The organism is Escherichia sp. WS338 (assembly GCF_046486405.1).
GTDB lineage: Bacteria > Pseudomonadota > Gammaproteobacteria > Enterobacterales > Enterobacteriaceae > Escherichia > Escherichia coli.
Window position 1 is genome coordinate 257529 of record NZ_JBJQLL010000002.1, and the last position, 19557, is coordinate 277085.

General features: G+C 53.4%; 16 protein-coding genes. 2 read left to right on the forward strand and 14 right to left on the reverse strand.

The annotated features are described in order from the left end of the window. Positions 1 to 19: 19 nt before the first annotated feature. The 14 genes from nuoN to lrhA all read right to left on the reverse strand — a co-directional run bounded on the left by nuoN (position 20) and on the right by lrhA (position 16679). Positions 20 to 1477 (reverse strand): NADH-quinone oxidoreductase subunit NuoN, encoded by a 1458-nt coding sequence (gene nuoN / locus ACJHWT_RS02585; RefSeq protein ID WP_000156701.1) that lies wholly within the window; start codon positions 1475 to 1477, stop codon positions 20 to 22. A gap of 6 nt (positions 1478 to 1483) precedes the next feature. Next, positions 1484 to 3013 carry an NADH-quinone oxidoreductase subunit M gene (nuoM, locus tag ACJHWT_RS02590; RefSeq protein WP_000926441.1) on the reverse strand — a complete coding sequence of 510 codons (1530 nt, stop codon included), beginning with the start codon at positions 3011 to 3013 and terminating at the stop codon, positions 1484 to 1486. 230 nt (positions 3014 to 3243) lie between these two features. Then, entirely contained in the window at positions 3244 to 5085 is a 1842-nt protein-coding gene (gene nuoL, locus ACJHWT_RS02595; RefSeq protein ID WP_001056616.1) for an NADH-quinone oxidoreductase subunit L, read from the reverse strand. Next, positions 5082 to 5384 carry an NADH-quinone oxidoreductase subunit NuoK gene (nuoK, locus tag ACJHWT_RS02600; protein ID WP_000612644.1) on the reverse strand — a complete coding sequence of 101 codons (303 nt, stop codon included), beginning with the start codon at positions 5382 to 5384 and terminating at the stop codon, positions 5082 to 5084. Before nuoK ends, nuoL begins: the two co-directional genes overlap by 4 nt. Beyond that, positions 5381 to 5935: an NADH-quinone oxidoreductase subunit J gene (nuoJ, locus tag ACJHWT_RS02605; RefSeq protein WP_000393511.1), complete on the reverse strand. Its 555-nt coding sequence runs from the start codon at positions 5933 to 5935 to the stop codon at positions 5381 to 5383. Before nuoJ ends, nuoK begins: the two co-directional genes overlap by 4 nt. Positions 5936 to 5946: 11 nt before the next feature. Further along, a complete protein-coding gene (gene nuoI / locus ACJHWT_RS02610; RefSeq protein ID WP_000172749.1) occupies positions 5947 to 6489 on the reverse strand; it encodes an NADH-quinone oxidoreductase subunit NuoI in 543 nt (180 codons plus the stop codon). Positions 6490 to 6503: 14 nt separating this feature from the next. Beyond that, positions 6504 to 7481 (reverse strand): NADH-quinone oxidoreductase subunit NuoH, encoded by a 978-nt coding sequence (gene nuoH, locus ACJHWT_RS02615; protein WP_000118507.1) that lies wholly within the window; start codon positions 7479 to 7481, stop codon positions 6504 to 6506. After that, the gene (gene nuoG / locus ACJHWT_RS02620; RefSeq protein ID WP_001296257.1) at positions 7478 to 10204 is read right to left on the reverse strand and encodes an NADH-quinone oxidoreductase subunit NuoG; all 2727 of its coding nucleotides are present in this window, start codon (positions 10202 to 10204) and stop codon (positions 7478 to 7480) included. The genes nuoH and nuoG overlap by 4 nt, the downstream gene beginning before the upstream one ends. 52 nt (positions 10205 to 10256) lie before the next feature. After that, positions 10257 to 11594 (reverse strand): NADH-quinone oxidoreductase subunit NuoF, encoded by a 1338-nt coding sequence (gene nuoF, locus ACJHWT_RS02625; RefSeq protein WP_000789502.1) that lies wholly within the window; start codon positions 11592 to 11594, stop codon positions 10257 to 10259. Further along, entirely contained in the window at positions 11591 to 12091 is a 501-nt protein-coding gene (gene nuoE, locus ACJHWT_RS02630; RefSeq protein WP_000545042.1) for an NADH-quinone oxidoreductase subunit NuoE, read from the reverse strand. The genes nuoF and nuoE overlap by 4 nt, the downstream gene beginning before the upstream one ends. Before the next feature lie 2 nt (positions 12092 to 12093). Then, positions 12094 to 13896 carry an NADH-quinone oxidoreductase subunit C/D gene (gene nuoC, locus ACJHWT_RS02635; protein ID WP_000247878.1) on the reverse strand — a complete coding sequence of 601 codons (1803 nt, stop codon included), beginning with the start codon at positions 13894 to 13896 and terminating at the stop codon, positions 12094 to 12096. Positions 13897 to 13989: 93 nt separating this feature from the next. Continuing rightward, positions 13990 to 14652 carry an NADH-quinone oxidoreductase subunit NuoB gene (nuoB, locus tag ACJHWT_RS02640; protein ID WP_000386733.1) on the reverse strand — a complete coding sequence of 221 codons (663 nt, stop codon included), beginning with the start codon at positions 14650 to 14652 and terminating at the stop codon, positions 13990 to 13992. A 15-nt stretch (positions 14653 to 14667) separates the two neighbouring features. Beyond that, a complete protein-coding gene (gene nuoA / locus ACJHWT_RS02645; protein WP_000062997.1) occupies positions 14668 to 15111 on the reverse strand; it encodes an NADH-quinone oxidoreductase subunit NuoA in 444 nt (147 codons plus the stop codon). 629 nt (positions 15112 to 15740) lie between these two features. Next, a complete protein-coding gene (gene lrhA / locus ACJHWT_RS02650) occupies positions 15741 to 16679 on the reverse strand; it encodes a transcriptional regulator LrhA (protein WP_000622290.1) in 939 nt (312 codons plus the stop codon). 919 nt (positions 16680 to 17598) lie between these two features. Here lrhA and alaA point away from each other — a divergent pair. After that, a complete protein-coding gene (gene alaA, locus ACJHWT_RS02655; RefSeq protein WP_000074527.1) occupies positions 17599 to 18816 on the forward strand; it encodes an alanine transaminase AlaA in 1218 nt (405 codons plus the stop codon). An 83-nt stretch (positions 18817 to 18899) separates the two neighbouring features. Continuing rightward, on the forward strand, positions 18900 to 19499 hold the full coding sequence (yfbR, locus tag ACJHWT_RS02660; protein WP_000813860.1) for a 5'-deoxynucleotidase: 600 nt from the start codon (positions 18900 to 18902) through the stop codon (positions 19497 to 19499). Positions 19500 to 19557: the final 58 nt, after the last annotated feature.

Genomic DNA, 19557 nt, shown 5'->3' on the forward strand with positions numbered 1-19557 from the left:
TGACTTACAAACTGACTGCTTACATCAGCGGCATTGCTAACCGCACAATGCTAATCAGCGGTTGTGGCCATACACCCAGCACCAGTACCAACAGTGCAGAGATCAGCACCACGATACCGCCTGCGCTGTACTGCCAGTTTGATGGTGCATCGCGACCCGGTTGTTCCGGAGCGTGAAGGTATAAGCTCACCGCCACGCGCAGGTAGTAGTAGAGGCCGATTGCCGAACCGACAACTACGGCACCCACCAGCCACCACAAGTGTGCCTGGACACCGACCGCCAGCACGTAGAACTTACCGATAAAGCCCAGCGTCATTGGGATACCAGCCAGTGAAAGCATCATCACCGTCATCACTGCCGCGAGGATCGGACGATGCCAGAACAGACCGCGGTAAGAGAACAGGGAATCAGCATCCGGGCCACGATACGGGCTGGACATCAGGCTGACCACGCCGAACGCGCCGAGGCTGCTGAACAGATAACCTGCCAGGTAAACCCCTACCGCTTCCATCGACATCTCGCCAGTTTGCAGCGCAATCAGCGCCACCAGCAGATAGCCGAGGTGAGAGATAGATGAGTAACCGAGCAGACGTTTGATATTGGTCTGGCTCAGCGCCATCAGGTTACCGAAGATGATGGAGGCAAAGGCGATAATCGCCAGCACCACGCGAATCGCTTCGCTGTCACCCACCGGTGCGTAGAGGAACAGACGCATCACCACACCGAAGATAGCGATTTTGCTCGCCGTCGCCAGGAAAGTGGAAACCGGCGCAGGCGCGCCCTGGTATACGTCTGGCGTCCACAGGTGGAACGGCACCAGAGAGAGTTTGAAGCCGAGGCCGACAATCATCAGGCCGAAACCTGCCAGCAACAGCGGCTCGTTGAGCATACCGTCGCCGAGGTTTTTACCCAGCGCGACAAACGACAGGTCGCCAGACTGCGCATACACCAGCGCCATACCGAACAGCAGGAAAGAAGACGCTGCGGCAGAGAGAATGGTGTATTTGATACTGGCTTCCAGCGAACGTTTCTGGCGGAAAGCGTAACCGACCAGGCCAAACAGCGGCAAAGAGATCAGTTCGATACCGAGGAACAGAGACGCCAGATGGTTGGCATTCGCCAGCAGGATCCCGCCCAGGGCGGCAATTAACACCAACAGGTAGAACTCGTCCTTGTTGTCGTTATAGCCTTCAAGCCACGGGTAGGCGAAAGTACAGGTGGCGAGGCTCGCCAACAATACCAGCCCGGTGTAAAGCATGGCGAAACCATCAACGCGCATCAGTGGCGTAACGTCCATAGCGCCCGCCTGGCCGACAAACCAGAGCGAAACCAGCGCCGCGTTAAGCCCAATAACCGAGAGCGTAGCGTTGAGGAAATGATTGCGTCGCCACGCAATGGAGAGCATCACCACCACCACCGTCAAGCCGACGATCAGCAACGGTAGCAGTGCGATCAGGTTTTGTGGAGTTATTGTCATGGCGATTTACGGCCTTGTAGTAGTAACGGAATTAACAAACCACTGCTGGATATTGCCAATCGCGGAGTGCGAGGTATCCAGAATCGGCTGCGGATAGAAGCCCAGCAGTACCAGCAGCACCACCAGCAACAGGATCATAAACAGCTCACGCAGCGACATCCCTGGCAGTTCCTGGCTGGCAATCTGGCTTTTCGCTTTACCGAAGTAAGCGCGATGTAACATCGCCAGCGAATAAACAGATGCAAAGACCAGCCCAAAGGTAGAGATAACGGTAATCACCGGGACAACCTGGAAGCTGCCGAACAGAATCATAAATTCGCCGACGAAGTTACCGGTGCCAGGCATCCCAAGCGTTGCCACCGCAAAGAACAGCGACAGTGCTGGCAGCCATTTCATCTTGCTCCACAGACCGCCCATCATGCGCATGTCGCGGGTATGGATACGTTCATAAAGCTGACCGCAGAGAATAAACAGACCCGCCGCCGACAAGCCGTGCGCAATCATCTGGATTACCGCGCCCTGGTAGGCCAACTGGCTGCCAGTGTAGATAGCAATCAGCACGAAGCCCATGTGGGAAACCGAGGTGTAGGCGATCAGACGTTTGATATCGGTCTGGGCGAAGGCCATCCACGCACCGTAGAAGATGCCGATAACACCCAGCCACATAGCGATTGGCGCGAACTCTGCCGACGCGTTCGGGAACAACGGTAGGGAGAAACGCAGCAGACCGTAAGCGGCGGTTTTCAGCAAGATCCCCGCGAGGTCAACGGAACCGGCGGTTGGAGCCTGTGAGTGCGCATCCGGCAGCCAGCCATGCAGCGGAACCACCGGCATTTTCACCGCAAATGCGATGAAGAAGCCCAGCATCAACAGATATTCCACACCACTGGACATTGGCGTATTCAACAGCTCTTCATAGTTGAAGGTCCAGACGCCGGTCGCATTGTAGTGAACAAAAACCAGCGCCAGGATGGCGATCAACATCACCAGACCACTCGCCTGGGTGTAAATGAAGAACTTGGTTGCCGCCGTGATACGCGTTTTACCGTCAGAGGCTTTATGCCCCCACAGTGCGATCAGGAAGTACATCGGCACCAGCATCATTTCCCAGAAGAAGAAGAACAGGAACATGTCGATGGCAAGGAACACGCCGATAACGCCGCCCAGGATCCACATCAGGTTGAGGTGGAAGAAGCCCTGATATTTTTCGATCTCTTTCCACGAACAGAGTACCGCCAGCACACCGAGCAGACCGGTCAGCACGACCATCAGCAGCGACAGCCCGTCAATGGCGAGATGGATAGAGATACCAAAACGCGGGATCCACGGCATGTCGAATTCAGACTGCCACTGCGGAATTCCGGCGGATTGCGTCAGTGAATAACCGCCCTGCAACCACAGTTGCAGCGACAGCGCCAGCGTCAATCCCATGGTGATCAGCGCGATCCAGCGCGGCACCTTGACGCCAAAGCGTTCGGTCTGCCAGCACAGGAAGCCGCCGATAAAGGGGATTAGTATTAACCAGGGTAATAACATAGCTAAGTATGTCCCTTATATTTACTCCTGCTCAGGCTATCTCACTCGCCAGCCCGAATCCCGGCAGTGCTCGCAATCCTCACGTACTTAAGTACGCTCCGGTTGCTGTGCGCTGGCGGTATCCGGTCTGACTTCGCCGATGACGCCTGTACTTCAGGAACAGTTACCTAAAATTTATTCTTAGTTCACAGACCCGGCGCAACGCCGGGTATATTCACTCAGCCAACAACTCAACGCAGTACCATCAACAGTGCCAGCACCACGACCGCACCGATGCTCATGGATGCCACATACCAGCGCAGATAACCGTTCTCGCTTAACAGCAGACCTTTACCTGCAAAGCGGGAAAAGACAGCCGGGATGTTCATCATTGAGTTCAGCGGATCGCGTTTCAGCAACCAGGCAATACCCAGGAACGGCTTGACGAACACTTTGTCGTACAGCCAGTCAAAGCCCCAGGCGTTGTACCACCAGGTGCCCAGCAGACGGCCCGGCGCACTGTTGGCGATGGAGGTCACCAGAGTACGTTTACCCAGCCACAGCCAGGCTGCCAGCAGAATGCCGACCACCGCGACTACGCCAGAGGTAATTTCCAGGGTCAACATGCTGCCGTGCGCCAGTTCCGTCGTTTGCGGAAGCACGCCCTGCAGCGGCGGTACAATCAGTGCGCCAACGAAGGTGGAAAGGATCAGCAGCACAATCAGCGGCAGGCTGTGAGTTACCCCTTTCACGGCGTGAGCGTGAATTTGTTCTTTTCCGTGGAAGACGATGAAAATCATACGGAAGGTGTAGAGCGAGGTCATAAACGCACCGACCAGACCTGCCACCATCAGATTGATATGACCATTCGCCATCGCACCCGCGAGGATCTCATCCTTACTGAAGAAGCCCGCAGTGACCAGCGGCAGTGCCGACAGTGCTGCGCCGCCCACCAGGAAGCAGAGATAAACCAGCGGAATAGATTTACGCAGACCGCCCATCTTGAAGATGTTCTGTTCGTGATGGCAGGCCAGAATGACGGAACCGGATGCCAGGAACAGCAGCGCTTTAAAGAACGCGTGGGTCATCAAGTGGAAAATCGCCGCATCCCATGCCTGCACGCCAAGCGCGAGGAACATGTAGCCAATCTGGCTCATGGTAGAGTAAGCGAGAACACGTTTGATATCGGTCTGTACCAGCGCGGCAAAACCGGCCAGCAGCAGCGTAACCGCCCCGACAATGCCCACCAGATGCAGAACTTCCGGCGTCATCAGGAACAGGCCGTGGGTACGAGCGATCAGGTAGACACCCGCGGTTACCATCGTTGCGGCGTGGATCAGCGCGGAGACAGGCGTCGGGCCCGCCATCGCGTCGGCAAGCCATGTCTGCAACGGCAACTGCGCAGATTTACCGACCGCACCGCCCAGCAGCATCAGCGTCGCCCACATCAGCATGTTATTGCCGTCAGCAAAGTGCGCTGGTGCCAGTTCCACCATTTCGCGGAAGTTCAGGGTGCCCAGTTCGTTGTAAAGAATGAACAGCGCGAAAGCGAGGAACACGTCACCCACACGGGTCACGACGAACGCTTTCATTGCCGCTGCGCCATTCTTCGGATCGGTGTAATAGAAACCGATCAGCAGATAGGAGCACAGGCCCACGCCTTCCCAGCCGAGGTACATCAACAGTAGGTTATCGGCGAGAACCAGAACTACCATGCTGGCGATGAACAGGTTGGTGTAAGCGAAGAAGCGAGAGTAGCCCTCTTCTCCGCGCATATACCAGGAGGCATACATGTGAATAAGGAAACCCACACCAGTGACCACTGAGAGCATGGTCAGCGACAGGCCGTCCAGCACCAGATTGAAACCGATGTTAAAGTCGCCTACCGACATCCACGTCCACAGCGGCTGGCTGTATGCCTGCTCACCGTTAGCGAAGAAGTCAACGCCGATAAAGGCGGTTACCAGCGCCGCCAGGCCCACAGAGCCAACGCCGACGATCGCCGAGACGTTTTCAGACCAGCGTCCACGGGAGAACGCCAGCAGGACGAAGCCAATCAATGGCAAAATAATGGTTAAGGCAAGCATGTTCATCCGCGCATCTCACTTACTGAATCGATGTTCAGGTTCTGGCGACGACGGTGAAGTTGCAGCAGCAGCGCAAGGCCGATACTCGCTTCCGCCGCCGCGAGGCTGATGGCGAGAATGTACATCACCTGACCGTCGGTCTGGCCCCAGTAGCTTCCGGCGACCACAAAGGCCAGCGCAGAGGCGTTAATCATGATTTCCAGACCAATCAGCATAAACAGCAGATTGCGACGGATAACCAGACCGGTTAAGCCAAGAACGAATAAGATTGCCGCGAGGATCAGTCCATGTTGTAAGGGGATCATGCGTGCTCCTCCGTTTTTCTTTTCGCGCTGTCGTCTTTACGATTGCTCAGCACTTCACCCGCACGCTCTTCACGACCAACGTGGAAGGCCACAACCAGACCAGCCAGCAGCAGCATAGAAGCCAGTTCCACCGCCAGTACGTAAGGCCCGAACAGCGTAATACCCACTGCTTTAGCACTGATTGGCGTACCGTCGATACCCTGATCATTAACACCAAGGATGGCGTAAACAATCACCACCAGCATGATGGCCGACAAAATCGCCGGACCAATCCACACCTGCGGTTTCAGCCACTGGCGTTCCTGTTCGATTTCTGAACCGCCCAGGTTGAGCATCATCACCACGAACACGAACAGCACCATAATGGCACCCGCGTAGACGATAATTTCCAGCGCACCGGCGAAGTAAGCGCCCAGTGAGAAGAACACCCCAGAAATCGCCAGCAGCGAAATAATCAGGTACAGCAGCGCGTGTACCGGATTGGTATGGGTGATCACTCGCAAGGTCGCAAGTATGGCTATCAGGCCACAGATATAAAAAGCGAACTCCATTGCCCCTCTCCTTACGGTAACAGGCTCTTGACGTCGATAGGCTTGGCTTCGTTCTCTGCTTCGCCCTTATCTTTGCCGTCGATTGCCATACCTGCCATCCGGTAGAAGTTATATTCCGGGTATTTGCCCGGACCGGAGATCAGCAGATCCTCTTTCTCGTAAACCAGATCCTGGCGCTTGTATTCCCCCATTTCGAAATCCGGGGTTAACTGAATCGCCGTGGTCGGACAGGCTTCTTCGCACAGACCACAGAAAATGCAGCGTGAGAAGTTGATGCGGAAAAATTCCGGATACCAGCGACCGTCTTTGGTTTCTGCTTTTTGCAGCGAGATACAGCCGACCGGGCAGGCTACCGCGCAGAGGTTACAGGCTACGCAACGCTCTTCGCCGTCCGGATCGCGGGTCAGAACGATACGACCACGATAACGGGGCGGCAGATAGACCGGCTCTTCCGGGTACATTCGCGTTTCGCGTTTGGCGAACGCGTGCAGGCCGATCATCCAGATACTACGAACCTGGGTGCCGAAACCTACTAACAATTCTTTTAAGGTCATGGTCTTATTGCCCCTTATTGCGCCTGCCAGAGAATGACAGCCGCCGTTACCAGCAAGTTGATCAGCGTCAGCGGCAGGCAGATCTTCCAGCCGAAGGACATTACCTGGTCATAACGCGGACGCGGTAACGACGCACGAATCAAAATGAACATCATCATAAAGAACGCGGTTTTCAGCGCGAACCAGATGAATGGCGGTAACAACGGGCCTTGCCAGCCACCGAAGAACAGCGTCACCATCAGTGCAGAGATGGTCACAATCCCGATGTATTCGCCCACGAAGAACAGACCGAACTTCATGCCGGAATATTCAATGTGGTAACCATCCGCCAGTTCCTGCTCGGCTTCCGGCTGGTCAAACGGGTGACGGTGACACACCGCCACGCCCGCGATGGCAAAGGTAATAAAACCAAAGAATTGCGGGATGACGTTCCACACATGCGCCTGGCTGTTGACGATGTCGGTCATGTTGAATGAACCGGCCTGCGCCACCACGCCCATCAGGGAAAGCCCGAGGAACACTTCGTAGCTCAGGGTCTGCGCAGAAGCACGCATCGCACCCAGCAGCGAGTATTTGTTGTTACTTGACCAGCCCGCAAACAGCACCGCGTAAACCGCCAGACCGGCCATCATCAGGAAGAACAAAATCCCGATGTTCAGGTCGGCAACCACCCAACCCGGACTGACTGGCACAATCGCAAAGGCCAGCAGCAGCGAGGTAAAGGCAATCATCGGTGCCAGGGTAAAGATGACGCGATCCGAGAATTTCGGGATCCAGTCTTCTTTAAAGAACATCTTGATCATGTCCGCGACCAGCTGGAGCGAACCGCCCCAGCCAACACGGTTAGGTCCGTAACGGTTCTGGAACAGACCCAGCAGGCGACGTTCGCCAAAGCTCATGAATGCCCCACAGGTGACAACCACCAGCAGGATCACCACCGCTTTGAGGATGGTCAGCAGGATCTCAATCAGTTCCGGTGATATCCAACTCATTGTTGTGCCTCCTTGAGATCCTCAAGATGCGCGCCAGCCAGCACCGGAGCAATGCCGGACATACCCATCGGCAAGCCCACCTGCCCTGCCGTCAGTCCTTCGGCGATTTCAACCGGCAGCGTGACCGTGTTGCCATCGTAACTAAAGGAGACGCGTGTACCCGCGTTCACACCCAACTTCGCGGCATCCGCTGGGTTGAGTTTGATGTACGGCTGCGGCATACGGCTCTGGAAGACCGGAGCACGCTGTGACAATTCATCGCTACCAAACAGGTGGTAGTACGGCGCGATACGCCATTTCCCGTCCTGCGGCTGGAAGCGTGCCGGTACGCTGGTGAAGTAATCCAGACCATTTTCGCTGGTTTCAAACAGACGCACGCCCGGATCGCCAAAGCGCAGTTTGCCGCCCACTTCGTCCTGGAATTTGTTCCACGCCTGCGGGGAGTTCCAGCCTGGCGCCCAGGCAAACGGCACTTGCGAACGGTGCGCGGTCGGCTGGTTGTTACCTTCCATCGAGAAGGTGAACATGGTGTCAATATCCTGCGGCTGACGCGGCTCATGAACGCTGATATTGGCGCGCATGGCGGTACGACCGCTGTAACGGTGCGGTTCACGGGCCAGTTTCTGCCCACGAATACGGAATGTCGCATCCGGCGCAGCATCTTTGATACCCGCCAGTTCCGGGATTTTCGCCACAACAGCGTCAATCACATGGTCGAGCTGCGTCCAGTCCACTTCACGGCTCAGCAAGGTGCTGTGCAGCGAGTGTAACCAACGCCAGCTTTCCAGCATGACAGTTTTGCTGTCGTAATAAGCCGGATCGTAAACCTGGAAGAAACGTTGGGCACGGCCTTCGTTGTTAATCACCGTACCGTCGCTTTCAGCAAAGCTGGCAGCAGAAAGTACCAGATGGGCGTTTTCCATAATCGCTGTGCGTTGATGGTCAACCACCATCACCAGCGGCGCTTTAGCCAGCGCAGCATTCACGCGGGTAGCGGAAGCGTGACGATGCAGATCGTTTTCCAGCACCACCACCGCGTCGGCGCGTCCGGTTTCCAGTTCGGTTAACGCTTCTTCAAGCGATCCACCGCCCATAATGCCCAGCCCCATGCTGTTGACGGAACGGGCAATCATGGTGATACCGACGTCAGCGCCGCGACCTTTCAGGGCTTTCGCCACGTTAGCCGCAGCCTGAATCACTTCAGCGCTACCGGCGTTCGTCCCGGAGATAATCAACGGTTTCTTCGCACCTGCCAGTGCCTGCACGATGACGTCGATTTTGCTTTGCAGCTCAGGTTCAATACCGTCAACCGCTGGCGCGGAGTTATCCAGCGCATGGGCGATGGCAAAACCTAAACGCGCCTGATCTTCAACCGGTGCGCGGTAAGTCCACGCCGCGATATCATCCAGACGGGTGTCATCAACGTTGGTAACAAACAGCGGATGCTTCGCACGTTGGCCGATGTTGAGGATTGCCGCAATCTGCCAGTCAGCCACTTTCTGTGCTGCCGCCATTTCGCGCGCTTTACCTTTCACCGCCTGACGAACTGCCAGCGCGACGCGCGCGCCGGTCTGGGTAACGTCTTCGCCCAGCACCAGTACCGCATCGTAAGATTCGATTTCGCGCAGAGCCGGAGTATAAATGCCGCCTTCACGCAGCACTTTCAGCGCCAGTTGCAGACGTTCCTGCTCACCGTGAGCGATACCGGTGTAGAAGTTTTCTTCGCCCACCAGCTCACGCAGCGCAAAGTTGCTTTCCACGCTGGCGCGCGGAGAACCAATGCCGATCACTTTCTTCGACTGACGCAGAATATCTGCTGCGCCCTGCATTGCCTGTTCGGCGTTGAGGGTAATGAAATCATCGCCACGACGCTGTACTGGCTGACGCGGACGATCTTTCAGGTTGACGTAGCCGTAACCGAAACGACCACGGTCGCAGAGGAAGTAGTGGTTTACCGTACCGTTGTAACGGTTTTCGATACGACGCAGTTCGCCATAACGCTCGCCGGGGCTGATGTTACAGCCGATGGAACATTGCTGGCAGATGCTCGGCGCAAACTGCATATCCCATTTACGGTTGTAACGCTCGGAGTGCGTTTTGTCGGTAAATACGCCGGTCGGGCAAATTTCGACCAGGTTACCGGAAAATTCGCTTTCCAGCGTGCCGTCTTCCGGGCGACCGAAGTAGACGTTATCGTGCGCACCATAAACGCCCAGATCTGTACCGTCAGCGTAATCTTTGTAGTAACGCACGCAGCGGTAGCAGGCGATGCAGCGGTTCATTTCGTGAGAGATGAATGGCCCCAAATCCTGATTACGGTGGGTACGTTTGGTGAAACGGTAGCGACGGAAGCTGTGTCCGGTCATCACGGTCATATCCTGAAGATGACAGTTACCGCCTTCTTCACATACCGGACAGTCGTGCGGGTGGTTGGTCATTAACCACTCGACCACACTTTCACGGAACTGTTTCGCTTCTTCGTCGTCAATGGAAATAAAGGTGCCATCGGAAGCCGGTGTCATACAGGACATCACCAGGCGACCACGCGTGTCTTCCGCGTTTTGGTATTGCTTCACCGCACACTGGCGGCAAGCACCGACGCTTCCCAGCGCCGGATGCCAGCAAAAGTAAGGAATATCAAGGCCCAGAGACAGACAAGCTTCCAGCAAGTTGTCCGCTCCATTGACCTCGTATTCTTTGCCGTCTACATGAATTGTAGCCATTAGCATGCTTCCAGTTTTCTCGGTCAGGGACCGAGCGTTAATCGAAATTCGGTTACCAGCGCTCTTTCAGCAGGTTCGGCTGAATCCCATTAATCAAATGGGTATTGCTGAACGGCTGTTTGATTCCCGCCTCAAATTCTTCGCGGAAATATTTGATGGCGCTCTGTAACGGCTCCACTGCACCAGGTGCGTGGGCACAGAAAGTTTTACCCGGGCCTAAGAATCGACACAGTTGCTCAAGTGTTTCGATATCTCCCGGCTGACCTTCGCCACGCTCCAGCGCACGCAGAATTTTCACGCTCCACGGCAGACCGTCGCGGCACGGCGTACACCAGCCGCAAGACTCACGGGCGAAAAACTCTTCCAGGTTACGCACCAGCGACACCATGTTGATCTCATGGTCAACCGCCATCGCCAGCGCCGTACCCAGACGGCTTCCCGCTTTACCGATACTTTCGAATTCCATCGGCAGGTCAAGGTGCGCTTCAGTCAGGAAGTCAGTACCCGCGCCGCCTGGCTGCCAGGCTTTGAATTTCAGACCGTCACGCATACCACCGGCGTAATCTTCGAGGATCTCGCGTGCGGTGGTGCCGAATGGCAGTTCCCACAGGCCCGGATTTTTCACCCGACCGGAGAAGCCCATCAGCTTGGTGCCAGCATCTTTACTTTTCGAGATGTTCTGATACCACTCCACGCCGTTAGCGAGGATCGCCGGAACGTTACACAGGGTTTCGACGTTGTTGACACAGGTCGGTTTGCCCCATACGCCGGAGGTTGCCGGGAAGGGGGGTTTCGAGCGTGGGTTAGCACGACGCCCTTCCAGGGAGTTGATTAACGCTGTTTCTTCCCCGCAGATGTAGCGCCCTGCACCGGTATGGACGAACAGTTCGAAGTCGAAACCTGTTCCCATAATGTTTTTGCCAAGCAAGCCCGCTTCAGTCGCTTCGGCAATGGCGCGGCGCAGATTCACTGCCGCTTCAATATATTCGCCACGCAGGAAGATGTAGCCACGGTAAGCTTTCAGCGCAAACGCGGAGATAAGCATACCTTCCACCAGCAGGTGCGGCAGTTGCTCCATCAACAGGCGGTCTTTATAGGTGCCTGGCTCCATTTCATCGGCGTTACACAGCAGGTAACGGATGTTCATGGATTCGTCTTTCGGCATCAGGCTCCATTTCAGGCCAGTCGAGAAGCCCGCGCCGCCGCGCCCTTTCAGACCAGCGTCTTTTACCTGATTAACAATTTCGTCCGGAGACAGCCCGGTCAGCGCCTTACGCGCCCCTTCGTAACCGTTTTTGCTGCGGTATTCGTCCAGCCACACTGGCTGTTTGTCATCGCGCAGACGCCAGGTCAGCGGATGCGTTTCGGGAGTACGGATAATGTTTTTCATTTATACCGCTCCAGCAGTTCAGGGATCGCTTCCGGGGTCAGATGCGCGTGAGTGTCCTCATCGATCATCATGTTTGGCCCTTTATCACAGTTTCCCAGGCAGCAAGTTGGCAGCAGCGTAAAGCGGCCATCAAATGTCGTTTGCCCTGGTTTGATGTTCAGCTTTTTCTCGAGCGCCGCCTGAATACCCTGATAACCGTTGATATGACAGACCACGCTGTCGCAATAACGGATCACATGGCGGCCAACCGGCTGGCGGAAGATCTGGCTGTAGAACGTTGCCACGCCTTCGACGTCGCTCGCCGGAATACCCAGCACATCGGCGATCGCGTGGATCGCGCCATCCGGCACCCAGCCACGCTGCTTCTGAACGATTTTCAGCGCTTCAATGGACGCCGCACGCGGGTCTTCGTAGTGGTGCATCTCGTGCTCAATCGCTTCACGCTCTGCCGCACTCAGCTCAAAAGCCTCGGTTTGTGGTTGTTGATTCTCGTGCATAATTAGCGGTCCACATCTGACATAACAAAATCGATACTGCCCAGATAAACAATCAGGTCAGACACCAGGCTGCCGCGGATCGCCGCCGGAATTTGCTGCAAATGCGCATAACTCGGCGTGCGGATACGGGTGCGATAACTCATTGTGCTGCCGTCGCTGGTCAGGTAGTAACTGTTGATCCCCTTGGTCGCCTCAATCATCTGGAAAGATTCATTGGCTGGCATCACCGGCCCCCACGACACTTGCAGGAAGTGGGTGATCAGGGTTTCGATATGTTGCAACGTGCGCTCTTTCGGCGGCGGCGTAGTCAGCGGATGATCCGCTTTGAACGGGCCTTCCGGCATGTTGTTGAGGCACTGCTCAAGAATGCGCAGACTCTGGCGCAGCTCTTCCACTTTCAGCATTACGCGGGTGTAGCAGTCAGAAACACCACCACCCACCGGGATTTCAAAGTCGAAGTTTTCATAGCCAGAATAAGGACGCGCCTTACGCACGTCGAAGTCGATCCCGGTGGCGCGCAGGCCCGCGCCAGTGGTGCCCCACTCCAGCGCCTCTTTCGCGCCATAGGCGGCAACGCCCTGGGAACGACCTTTCAGAATGGTGTTTTGCAGCGCCGCTTTCTCGTAAGACGCCAGACGTTTCGGCATCCAGTCGAGGAACTCACGCAGCAGGCGATCCCAGCCGCGCGGCAGGTCGTGCGCTACGCCGCCAATACGGAACCACGCCGGGTGCATACGAAAACCAGTGATTGCTTCCACCAGATCGTAAATTTTCTGACGATCGGTAAAGGCGAAGAACACTGGCGTCATCGCGCCGACGTCCTGAATAAAGGTGGAGATATACAGCAGATGGCTGTTGATGCGGAACAGCTCAGAAAGCATTACGCGAATGACGTTAACGCGATCCGGCACGGTGATCCCGGCCAGTTTCTCTACAGCCAGCACGTAAGGCATTTCGTTAACGCAGCCGCCGAGGTATTCGATACGGTCGGTATACGGAATGTAGCTATGCCAGGACTGGCGCTCGCCCATTTTCTCCGCACCACGGTGGTGGTAGCCGATGTCTGGTACGCAGTCGACAATCTCTTCGCCATCGAGCTGCAAAACGATACGGAAAGCCCCGTGCGCCGACGGGTGGTTCGGGCCGAGGTTGAGGAACATGAAGTCCTCGTTTTCGGTGCCGCGCTTCATCCCCCACTCTTCCGGTTTGAAGGTCAGGGCTTCCATCTCCAGATCCTGTTTGGCTTTGGTCAGCTCAAACGGCGAGAATTCGGTAGCGCGCGCCGGGTAATCTTTACGCAGCGGGTGACCTTTCCAGGTTTGCGGCATCATGATGCGGCGCAGGTTCGGGTGACCGTCGAAAGTAATGCCAAACAGATCCCAGGTCTCACGCTCATACCAGTTAGCGTTCGGGAACAGTTTGGTGAAGGTCGGTACGTGCAGGTCGTTTTCTGCCAGCGCCACCTTCAGCATGATGTCGCGGTTACGATCGATAGAAATCAGATGGTAGAAAACGGAAAAATCCGCGGCAGGTAATCCTTCGCGGTGTGTGCGCAGACGTTCGTCCATGCCGTGTAAGTCAAACAGCATGACGTAAGGTTTCGGCAGTTTCTTTAAGAAATCGCCAACTTCCAGTAATTGTTCACGCTTGATCCACACAACGGGAACCCCGGTGCGAGTCGCCTGAACAGTAAAGGCATCCGGCCCAAAACGGTTGCGCAGTTCGCCAATCACCGGATCATCAAGATGATCGCGGGTCTGCCAGGCGGGTTCTTGCGCGGTTAAGTCGGTCATATTGTTCACCATTGCAAATGGTCCGTGGTGACTGTCGGCGCAGTAAGCTTCGCGAAATAGATTTAGGAATAAGCGAAGAAAAATCCCTTTGCCGACAGGCGCAAATTAAATCTCGTCAGGTGTACGCAGGTTGGTTACGGCAATGCGTTCACCGCGCTTGCGTTCGCGCTCTGATTGCATATTGGCGCGATAAACGCCCTGATCGCCAACCACCCAGGAGAGCGGACGACGTTCTTTACCGATAGATTCCTGCAACAGCATCAGTGCCTGCATGTACGCTTCAGGACGCGGCGGGCAGCCCGGGATATACACATCAACCGGGATGAATTTATCGACGCCCTGCACAACGGAATAAATATCGTACATACCGCCAGAGTTGGCACAGGCACCCATTGAGATAACCCATTTTGGCTCCAGCATCTGGTCATACAGACGCTGAATAACCGGTGCCATTTTGGTAAAGCAGGTTCCTGCCACCACCATCAGGTCAGCCTGACGCGGCGAAGCTCGCAATACTTCTGCGCCAAAACGCGCCACGTCATGCACCGCGGTAAACGAAGTCACCATCTCAACGTAACAGCAGGAAAGACCGAAGTTATACGGCCAAATTGAGTTTTTACGACCCCAGTTAACCATGTCATTGAGCTTGCCCATAAACACGTTTTTGTTAACTTCTTGCTCCAGAGGGTCGGTTACGATCTCCTGCTTTTGCAGGGGGTAACGGTCGTTCTCACCGTTGGGATCTATGCGGGTGAGCGTATAATCCATCTTAATGCCTCGCGGTTAGCGTTGACGATTAGCGATACTGTTCGTTTCCGGGTTCATACGCTCGCGGCGTGAACGCGCGGGCGTCCAGTCCAGCGCGCCAATACGCACCAGATAAACCAGACCTGCCAGTAACACAAAAATAAAAATTGCAGCTTCCACAAAGCCTACCCAGCCGCTTTCGCGGATAGAGGTTGACCATGCGAACAGATACAGCGCTTCAACGTCGAAGATAACGAAGAACATGGCCACCAGATAAAACTTGGCGGACAGGCGTAAGCGGGCGGAGCCGACCGAGTCGATACCGGATTCAAACGGCACGTTTTTCGACCTCGCGCGTGCGCGACCGCCTAAAAACCAACCGCCTACCAGCATCAGGCAACACAGGCCAATGGCAACGATAAGAAAGATAGCGAATGCCCAGTGATGAGCGATGACTTCAGTGGATGTTGACATACTCATTGCTTACTCATCAAAAGTAGCGCCAGATTCACTGCTCTTCACGGCAGATGGACGCCACATCGATTCATGGGGAGGAATAAAAAAAACCTTACAATCACTGTAGAAATTCTTTTATACAGCTAATTGATGTGGTCTTTTACTCCTTTCTATAACCTTTTGTCAACTTTAACAAAAGTTTCTTCACATTAGTTTACATAATATCAACACCATTAGCATTTAATGCCCTTTCACCCCAGATCCTTGACGACTCCAGGATAATTAGATGTTGTTGAATCGTGTCCGTTGTGAAGCAATGGAAAAAATACGGGTCTATTTTGACAGGAATTTGTGTCGATTCCTCCCCCCAAAAGAGAGTATTTTCTTGATCTGTGACACGCTTTTGTCATTCCATAACAAAAACGCAGCAACAAATTTACGTATTTTTTAACATCATTGTAGCAGGTGATTTTTTTCAGGCGATTATTTGTGCGTTCGGGACGTGAATCTCTGGTGATTGAAAAATGAACAGTTTTGTACGTTCTGCACGATACGAGGAAGGCTTTTTACTAAAAAAAAGCCGCTGGGGTTTAAAACACCCCCAGCGGCTCGTTTTTACACTATTGTCTCAGAAATTATCTATGGTCCGTCGATTACTCGATATCCCTTTCAATCAACAATGAGTCATCGCCTTCCGGAGCAGACATTGGGCTGTATTGCCACGGATTATGGTAGCTCTCCATCGCCTGATAGATCACCTGGGCCAGCTCATTATTACTGGACGGGTCATAGCACAGCAAATATTCGGTATCGGGTAGCGGCGGTAAGCCATCTACTCCACTCAGCACACGCAGGTCTGGACTCATCATCTCGACCGGCCTTGCCGTCACGCCAAGACCGGCTTTTACTGCCGCACGAACTGCCGGAAGCGTCGAGGCGACATAAGCCAGTCGCCATGGAATATCTGCTTTATTAAGCGTCGCCAGCACCATATCGCGAAACGGGCTAGGATCATCCAGCAATACAAGAGGGATCGGCTCGCCTTTTTGCAATACGTATTCCGCTGCGCAGTACCAGTGTGTTGGCGAGGTACGCAGGTTCAATGCCTTAAACGTTGAAGGACGATGGGTGGTTACCATCAAATCCACTTCCTGGGATTCCAGCATTTCTGCCATATAGGCATTACGTTTAACGCGGACATCCAGCGCTAGTTTCGGATAAACCGAACTCACGCGATTTAACAGGAAAGGTAAGATCGTATCGGCAGATTCATCTGAAGCACCGATAGTTAACACGCCCTGAAGATTACTGAACATTAATGATGAGCAGGCCTCATCATTAAAACGCAGAATTTTTCTGGCGTAACCAAGAAGTTGAATGCCATGTTCAGTTAACAGTTTGTTGCGACCGTGACGAGCGAACAGTTCTTTCCCAACGAGTTGTTCCAGACGCTGCATTTGCTGACTTACGGCGGACTGAGTACGACACACAGCGGCAGCTGCGGCAGCAAAAGTGTTCAGATCGGCAACAGCAACAAATGTTCTCAGCAGATCGAGGTCGAGGTTAATTATCGGACGATTTGCACTTATCATATATTATCACTTACTGGCGGCTCATACTGAGCTGGTTAATGCTGTGCACACACAAACAAGCAATTCCATTTGTAATGTGCCTCCCTGGCAGTTTCATCCGGAACCCGGACGAAAGTAAAAATGCATATGAGTTGCACTAAAAAAGCGACTCACATTGTTCCGTTATAATGCCTGAAGTAGATCACAGAATATATCTTCAGGAATCACATATCTATTAAGTTACTCACTCTTTTGTATTTATGACATGCGCGTGTTTGTATAAATGTAAATGTGAGTCCTTGTTCCACTCTCGTGCAGCATCGCTGGTCATACGCGAACACGTACAAACAGCAATGGTGAGGCGGCATCAAGAGCAGGGATCCGTCATTTATGCGAGCATTTTACCCCAAAAACCTTTTATTTATAAGGGTCATTGCGAATTATCTGATGCAAAGTTATGTTATGTTAGGCAAAGTAATCTTCTATTATTAATAAGCACAACAAAACCTTTTTGAATATTAAATAATAATTAATTAGCATCATCCTCATTCATTAATCCCGCTTAACAATAGTTTCACACCTTGCACCCATTACGACACCTCGGAAATCATCACGCTGTTAAACTCTCCGTAATGCGGAAATATCATCATCACGATTCATTAGTGAATTCTTAAACGAGGCATTTTCAAACAATTATCTTACAGATAAAAAAACCACACTCACAATTAATAATCAGAATAATTCACTACATAACATTAATTATTAAGCATATACACCTCATTATTTTGCCATTATTAAGTTATTAACAGCACAATCAAGCCTTCCACTCTGGCAAAATCTTATTCTGCAGACCTTCAAAACGCCGTCCTGGGGGAGTACATTGTTCTAAGCTGACTTCCACGGCAGGGAGTGGCGATAACAGCAAAAAAGGTCAAGATTCATGTCCCCCATTGAAAAATCCAGCAAATTAGAGAATGTCTGTTACGACATCCGTGGTCCGGTGCTGAAAGAAGCAAAACGCCTGGAAGAAGAAGGTAACAAGGTACTGAAACTGAACATCGGCAACCCTGCCCCGTTCGGTTTTGACGCGCCAGATGAAATCCTCGTTGACGTGATTCGCAACCTGCCTACCGCTCAAGGGTATTGCGATTCCAAAGGGCTTTACTCCGCGCGTAAAGCCATCATGCAGCACTACCAGGCTCGTGGCATGCGTGATGTTACCGTGGAAGATATTTACATCGGCAATGGTGTATCGGAGCTTATCGTTCAGGCAATGCAGGCATTGCTGAACAGCGGGGACGAAATGTTGGTTCCTGCACCTGATTACCCACTATGGACCGCGGCGGTTTCGCTCTCCAGCGGTAAAGCGGTGCATTATCTTTGCGATGAATCCTCTGACTGGTTCCCGGACCTTGATGATATTCGCGCTAAAATTACGCCTCGTACGCGTGGGATCGTTATTATCAACCCAAATAACCCAACCGGCGCGGTATATTCCAAAGAGCTTTTAATGGAGATAGTGGAGATTGCACGTCAGCATAATCTCATTATCTTCGCCGATGAAATTTATGACAAAATTCTCTACGACGACGCTGAGCATCACTCAATTGCGCCGCTGGCACCTGATCTGCTGACCATTACCTTTAACGGACTGTCGAAAACGTACCGCGTTGCTGGCTTCCGTCAGGGGTGGATGGTGTTGAACGGGCCGAAAAAACACGCCAAAGGTTACATCGAAGGTCTGGAAATGCTGGCTTCAATGCGCCTGTGTGCTAACGTTCCTGCGCAACACGCCATTCAGACCGCGCTGGGCGGTTATCAGAGCATCAGTGAATTTATTACCCCTGGCGGTCGTCTTTATGAGCAGCGTAACCGCGCATGGGAATTGATCAATGATATTCCGGGCGTTTCCTGCGTGAAACCGCGCGGTGCGCTGTACATGTTCCCGAAAATCGACGCCAAACGCTTTAATATTCACGATGATCAGAAAATGGTGCTGGATTTCCTGTTGCAGGAAAAAGTTCTGTTGGTGCAAGGGACGGCATTCAACTGGCCGTGGCCGGATCACTTCCGCATTGTCACGCTACCGCGTGTCGATGATATCGAGCTGTCTTTGAGCAAGTTCGCGCGTTTCCTTTCTGGTTATCATCAGCTGTAATCTTAATTTCACTGCCGGAGATTGCATCCGGCAGTGTTATCCCGCCACAATGACCTGATGATGTCATCATACGTAAGGTCACTATGAAACAGAGCCATTTTTTTGCCCATCTCTCCCGCCTGAAACTCATTAACCGCTGGCCGCTAATGCGCAACGTGCGGACGGAAAATGTGTCCGAACACAGTTTGCAGGTAGCGATGGTCGCCCATGCGCTGGCTGCTATCAAAAATCGGAAATTTGGCGGTAATGTCAACGCCGAACGTATCGCTTTACTGGCGATGTACCACGATGCCTCAGAAGTGCTTACCGGCGATCTCCCTACCCCGGTGAAATACTTCAATTCGCAAATCGCTCAGGAGTACAAGGCGATTGAAAAAATCGCTCAGCAAAAACTGGTCGATATGGTTCCGGAAGAGCTGCGGGATATCTTTGCGCCGTTAATTGACGAGCATGCATATAGCGATGAAGAGAAATCTCTGGTGAAACAGGCAGATGCACTGTGTGCATATCTGAAATGTCTGGAAGAACTCGCGGCGGGAAATAATGAATTCTTGCTGGCAAAAACGCGACTGGAAGCGACGCTTGAAGCGCGCCGCAGCCAGGAGATGGACTACTTCATGGAAGTCTTTGTTCCCAGCTTCCATCTTTCGCTCGATGAGATTAGCCAGGATTCACCGCTGTAAGCAGCCGGAGTCTGCGTCGCATCAGGCAATAAGCGCCGGATGCGACATCAGGCTCTTG

What these genes read in the sequence shown, in the direction of transcription:
- nuoN (WP_000156701.1), bottom strand. Translation starts at nt 1,477, where the DNA reads ATGACAATAACTCCACAAAACCTGATCGCACTGCTACCGTTGCTGATC.
- nuoM (WP_000926441.1), bottom strand. Translation starts at nt 3,013, where the DNA reads ATGTTATTACCCTGGTTAATACTAATCCCCTTTATCGGCGGCTTCCTG.
- nuoL (WP_001056616.1), bottom strand. Translation starts at nt 5,085, where the DNA reads ATGAACATGCTTGCCTTAACCATTATTTTGCCATTGATTGGCTTCGTC.
- nuoK (WP_000612644.1), bottom strand. Translation starts at nt 5,384, where the DNA reads ATGATCCCCTTACAACATGGACTGATCCTCGCGGCAATCTTATTCGTT.
- nuoJ (WP_000393511.1), bottom strand. Translation starts at nt 5,935, where the DNA reads ATGGAGTTCGCTTTTTATATCTGTGGCCTGATAGCCATACTTGCGACC.
- nuoI (WP_000172749.1), bottom strand. Translation starts at nt 6,489, where the DNA reads ATGACCTTAAAAGAATTGTTAGTAGGTTTCGGCACCCAGGTTCGTAGT.
- nuoH (WP_000118507.1), bottom strand. Translation starts at nt 7,481, where the DNA reads ATGAGTTGGATATCACCGGAACTGATTGAGATCCTGCTGACCATCCTC.
- nuoG (WP_001296257.1), bottom strand. Translation starts at nt 10,204, where the DNA reads ATGGCTACAATTCATGTAGACGGCAAAGAATACGAGGTCAATGGAGCG.
- nuoF (WP_000789502.1), bottom strand. Translation starts at nt 11,594, where the DNA reads ATGAAAAACATTATCCGTACTCCCGAAACGCATCCGCTGACCTGGCGT.
- nuoE (WP_000545042.1), bottom strand. Translation starts at nt 12,091, where the DNA reads ATGCACGAGAATCAACAACCACAAACCGAGGCTTTTGAGCTGAGTGCG.
- nuoC (WP_000247878.1), bottom strand. Translation starts at nt 13,896, where the DNA reads ATGGTGAACAATATGACCGACTTAACCGCGCAAGAACCCGCCTGGCAG.
- nuoB (WP_000386733.1), bottom strand. Translation starts at nt 14,652, where the DNA reads ATGGATTATACGCTCACCCGCATAGATCCCAACGGTGAGAACGACCGT.
- nuoA (WP_000062997.1), bottom strand. Translation starts at nt 15,111, where the DNA reads ATGAGTATGTCAACATCCACTGAAGTCATCGCTCATCACTGGGCATTC.
- lrhA (WP_000622290.1), bottom strand. Translation starts at nt 16,679, where the DNA reads ATGATAAGTGCAAATCGTCCGATAATTAACCTCGACCTCGATCTGCTG.
- alaA (WP_000074527.1), top strand. Translation starts at nt 17,599, where the DNA reads ATGTCCCCCATTGAAAAATCCAGCAAATTAGAGAATGTCTGTTACGAC.
- yfbR (WP_000813860.1), top strand. Translation starts at nt 18,900, where the DNA reads ATGAAACAGAGCCATTTTTTTGCCCATCTCTCCCGCCTGAAACTCATT.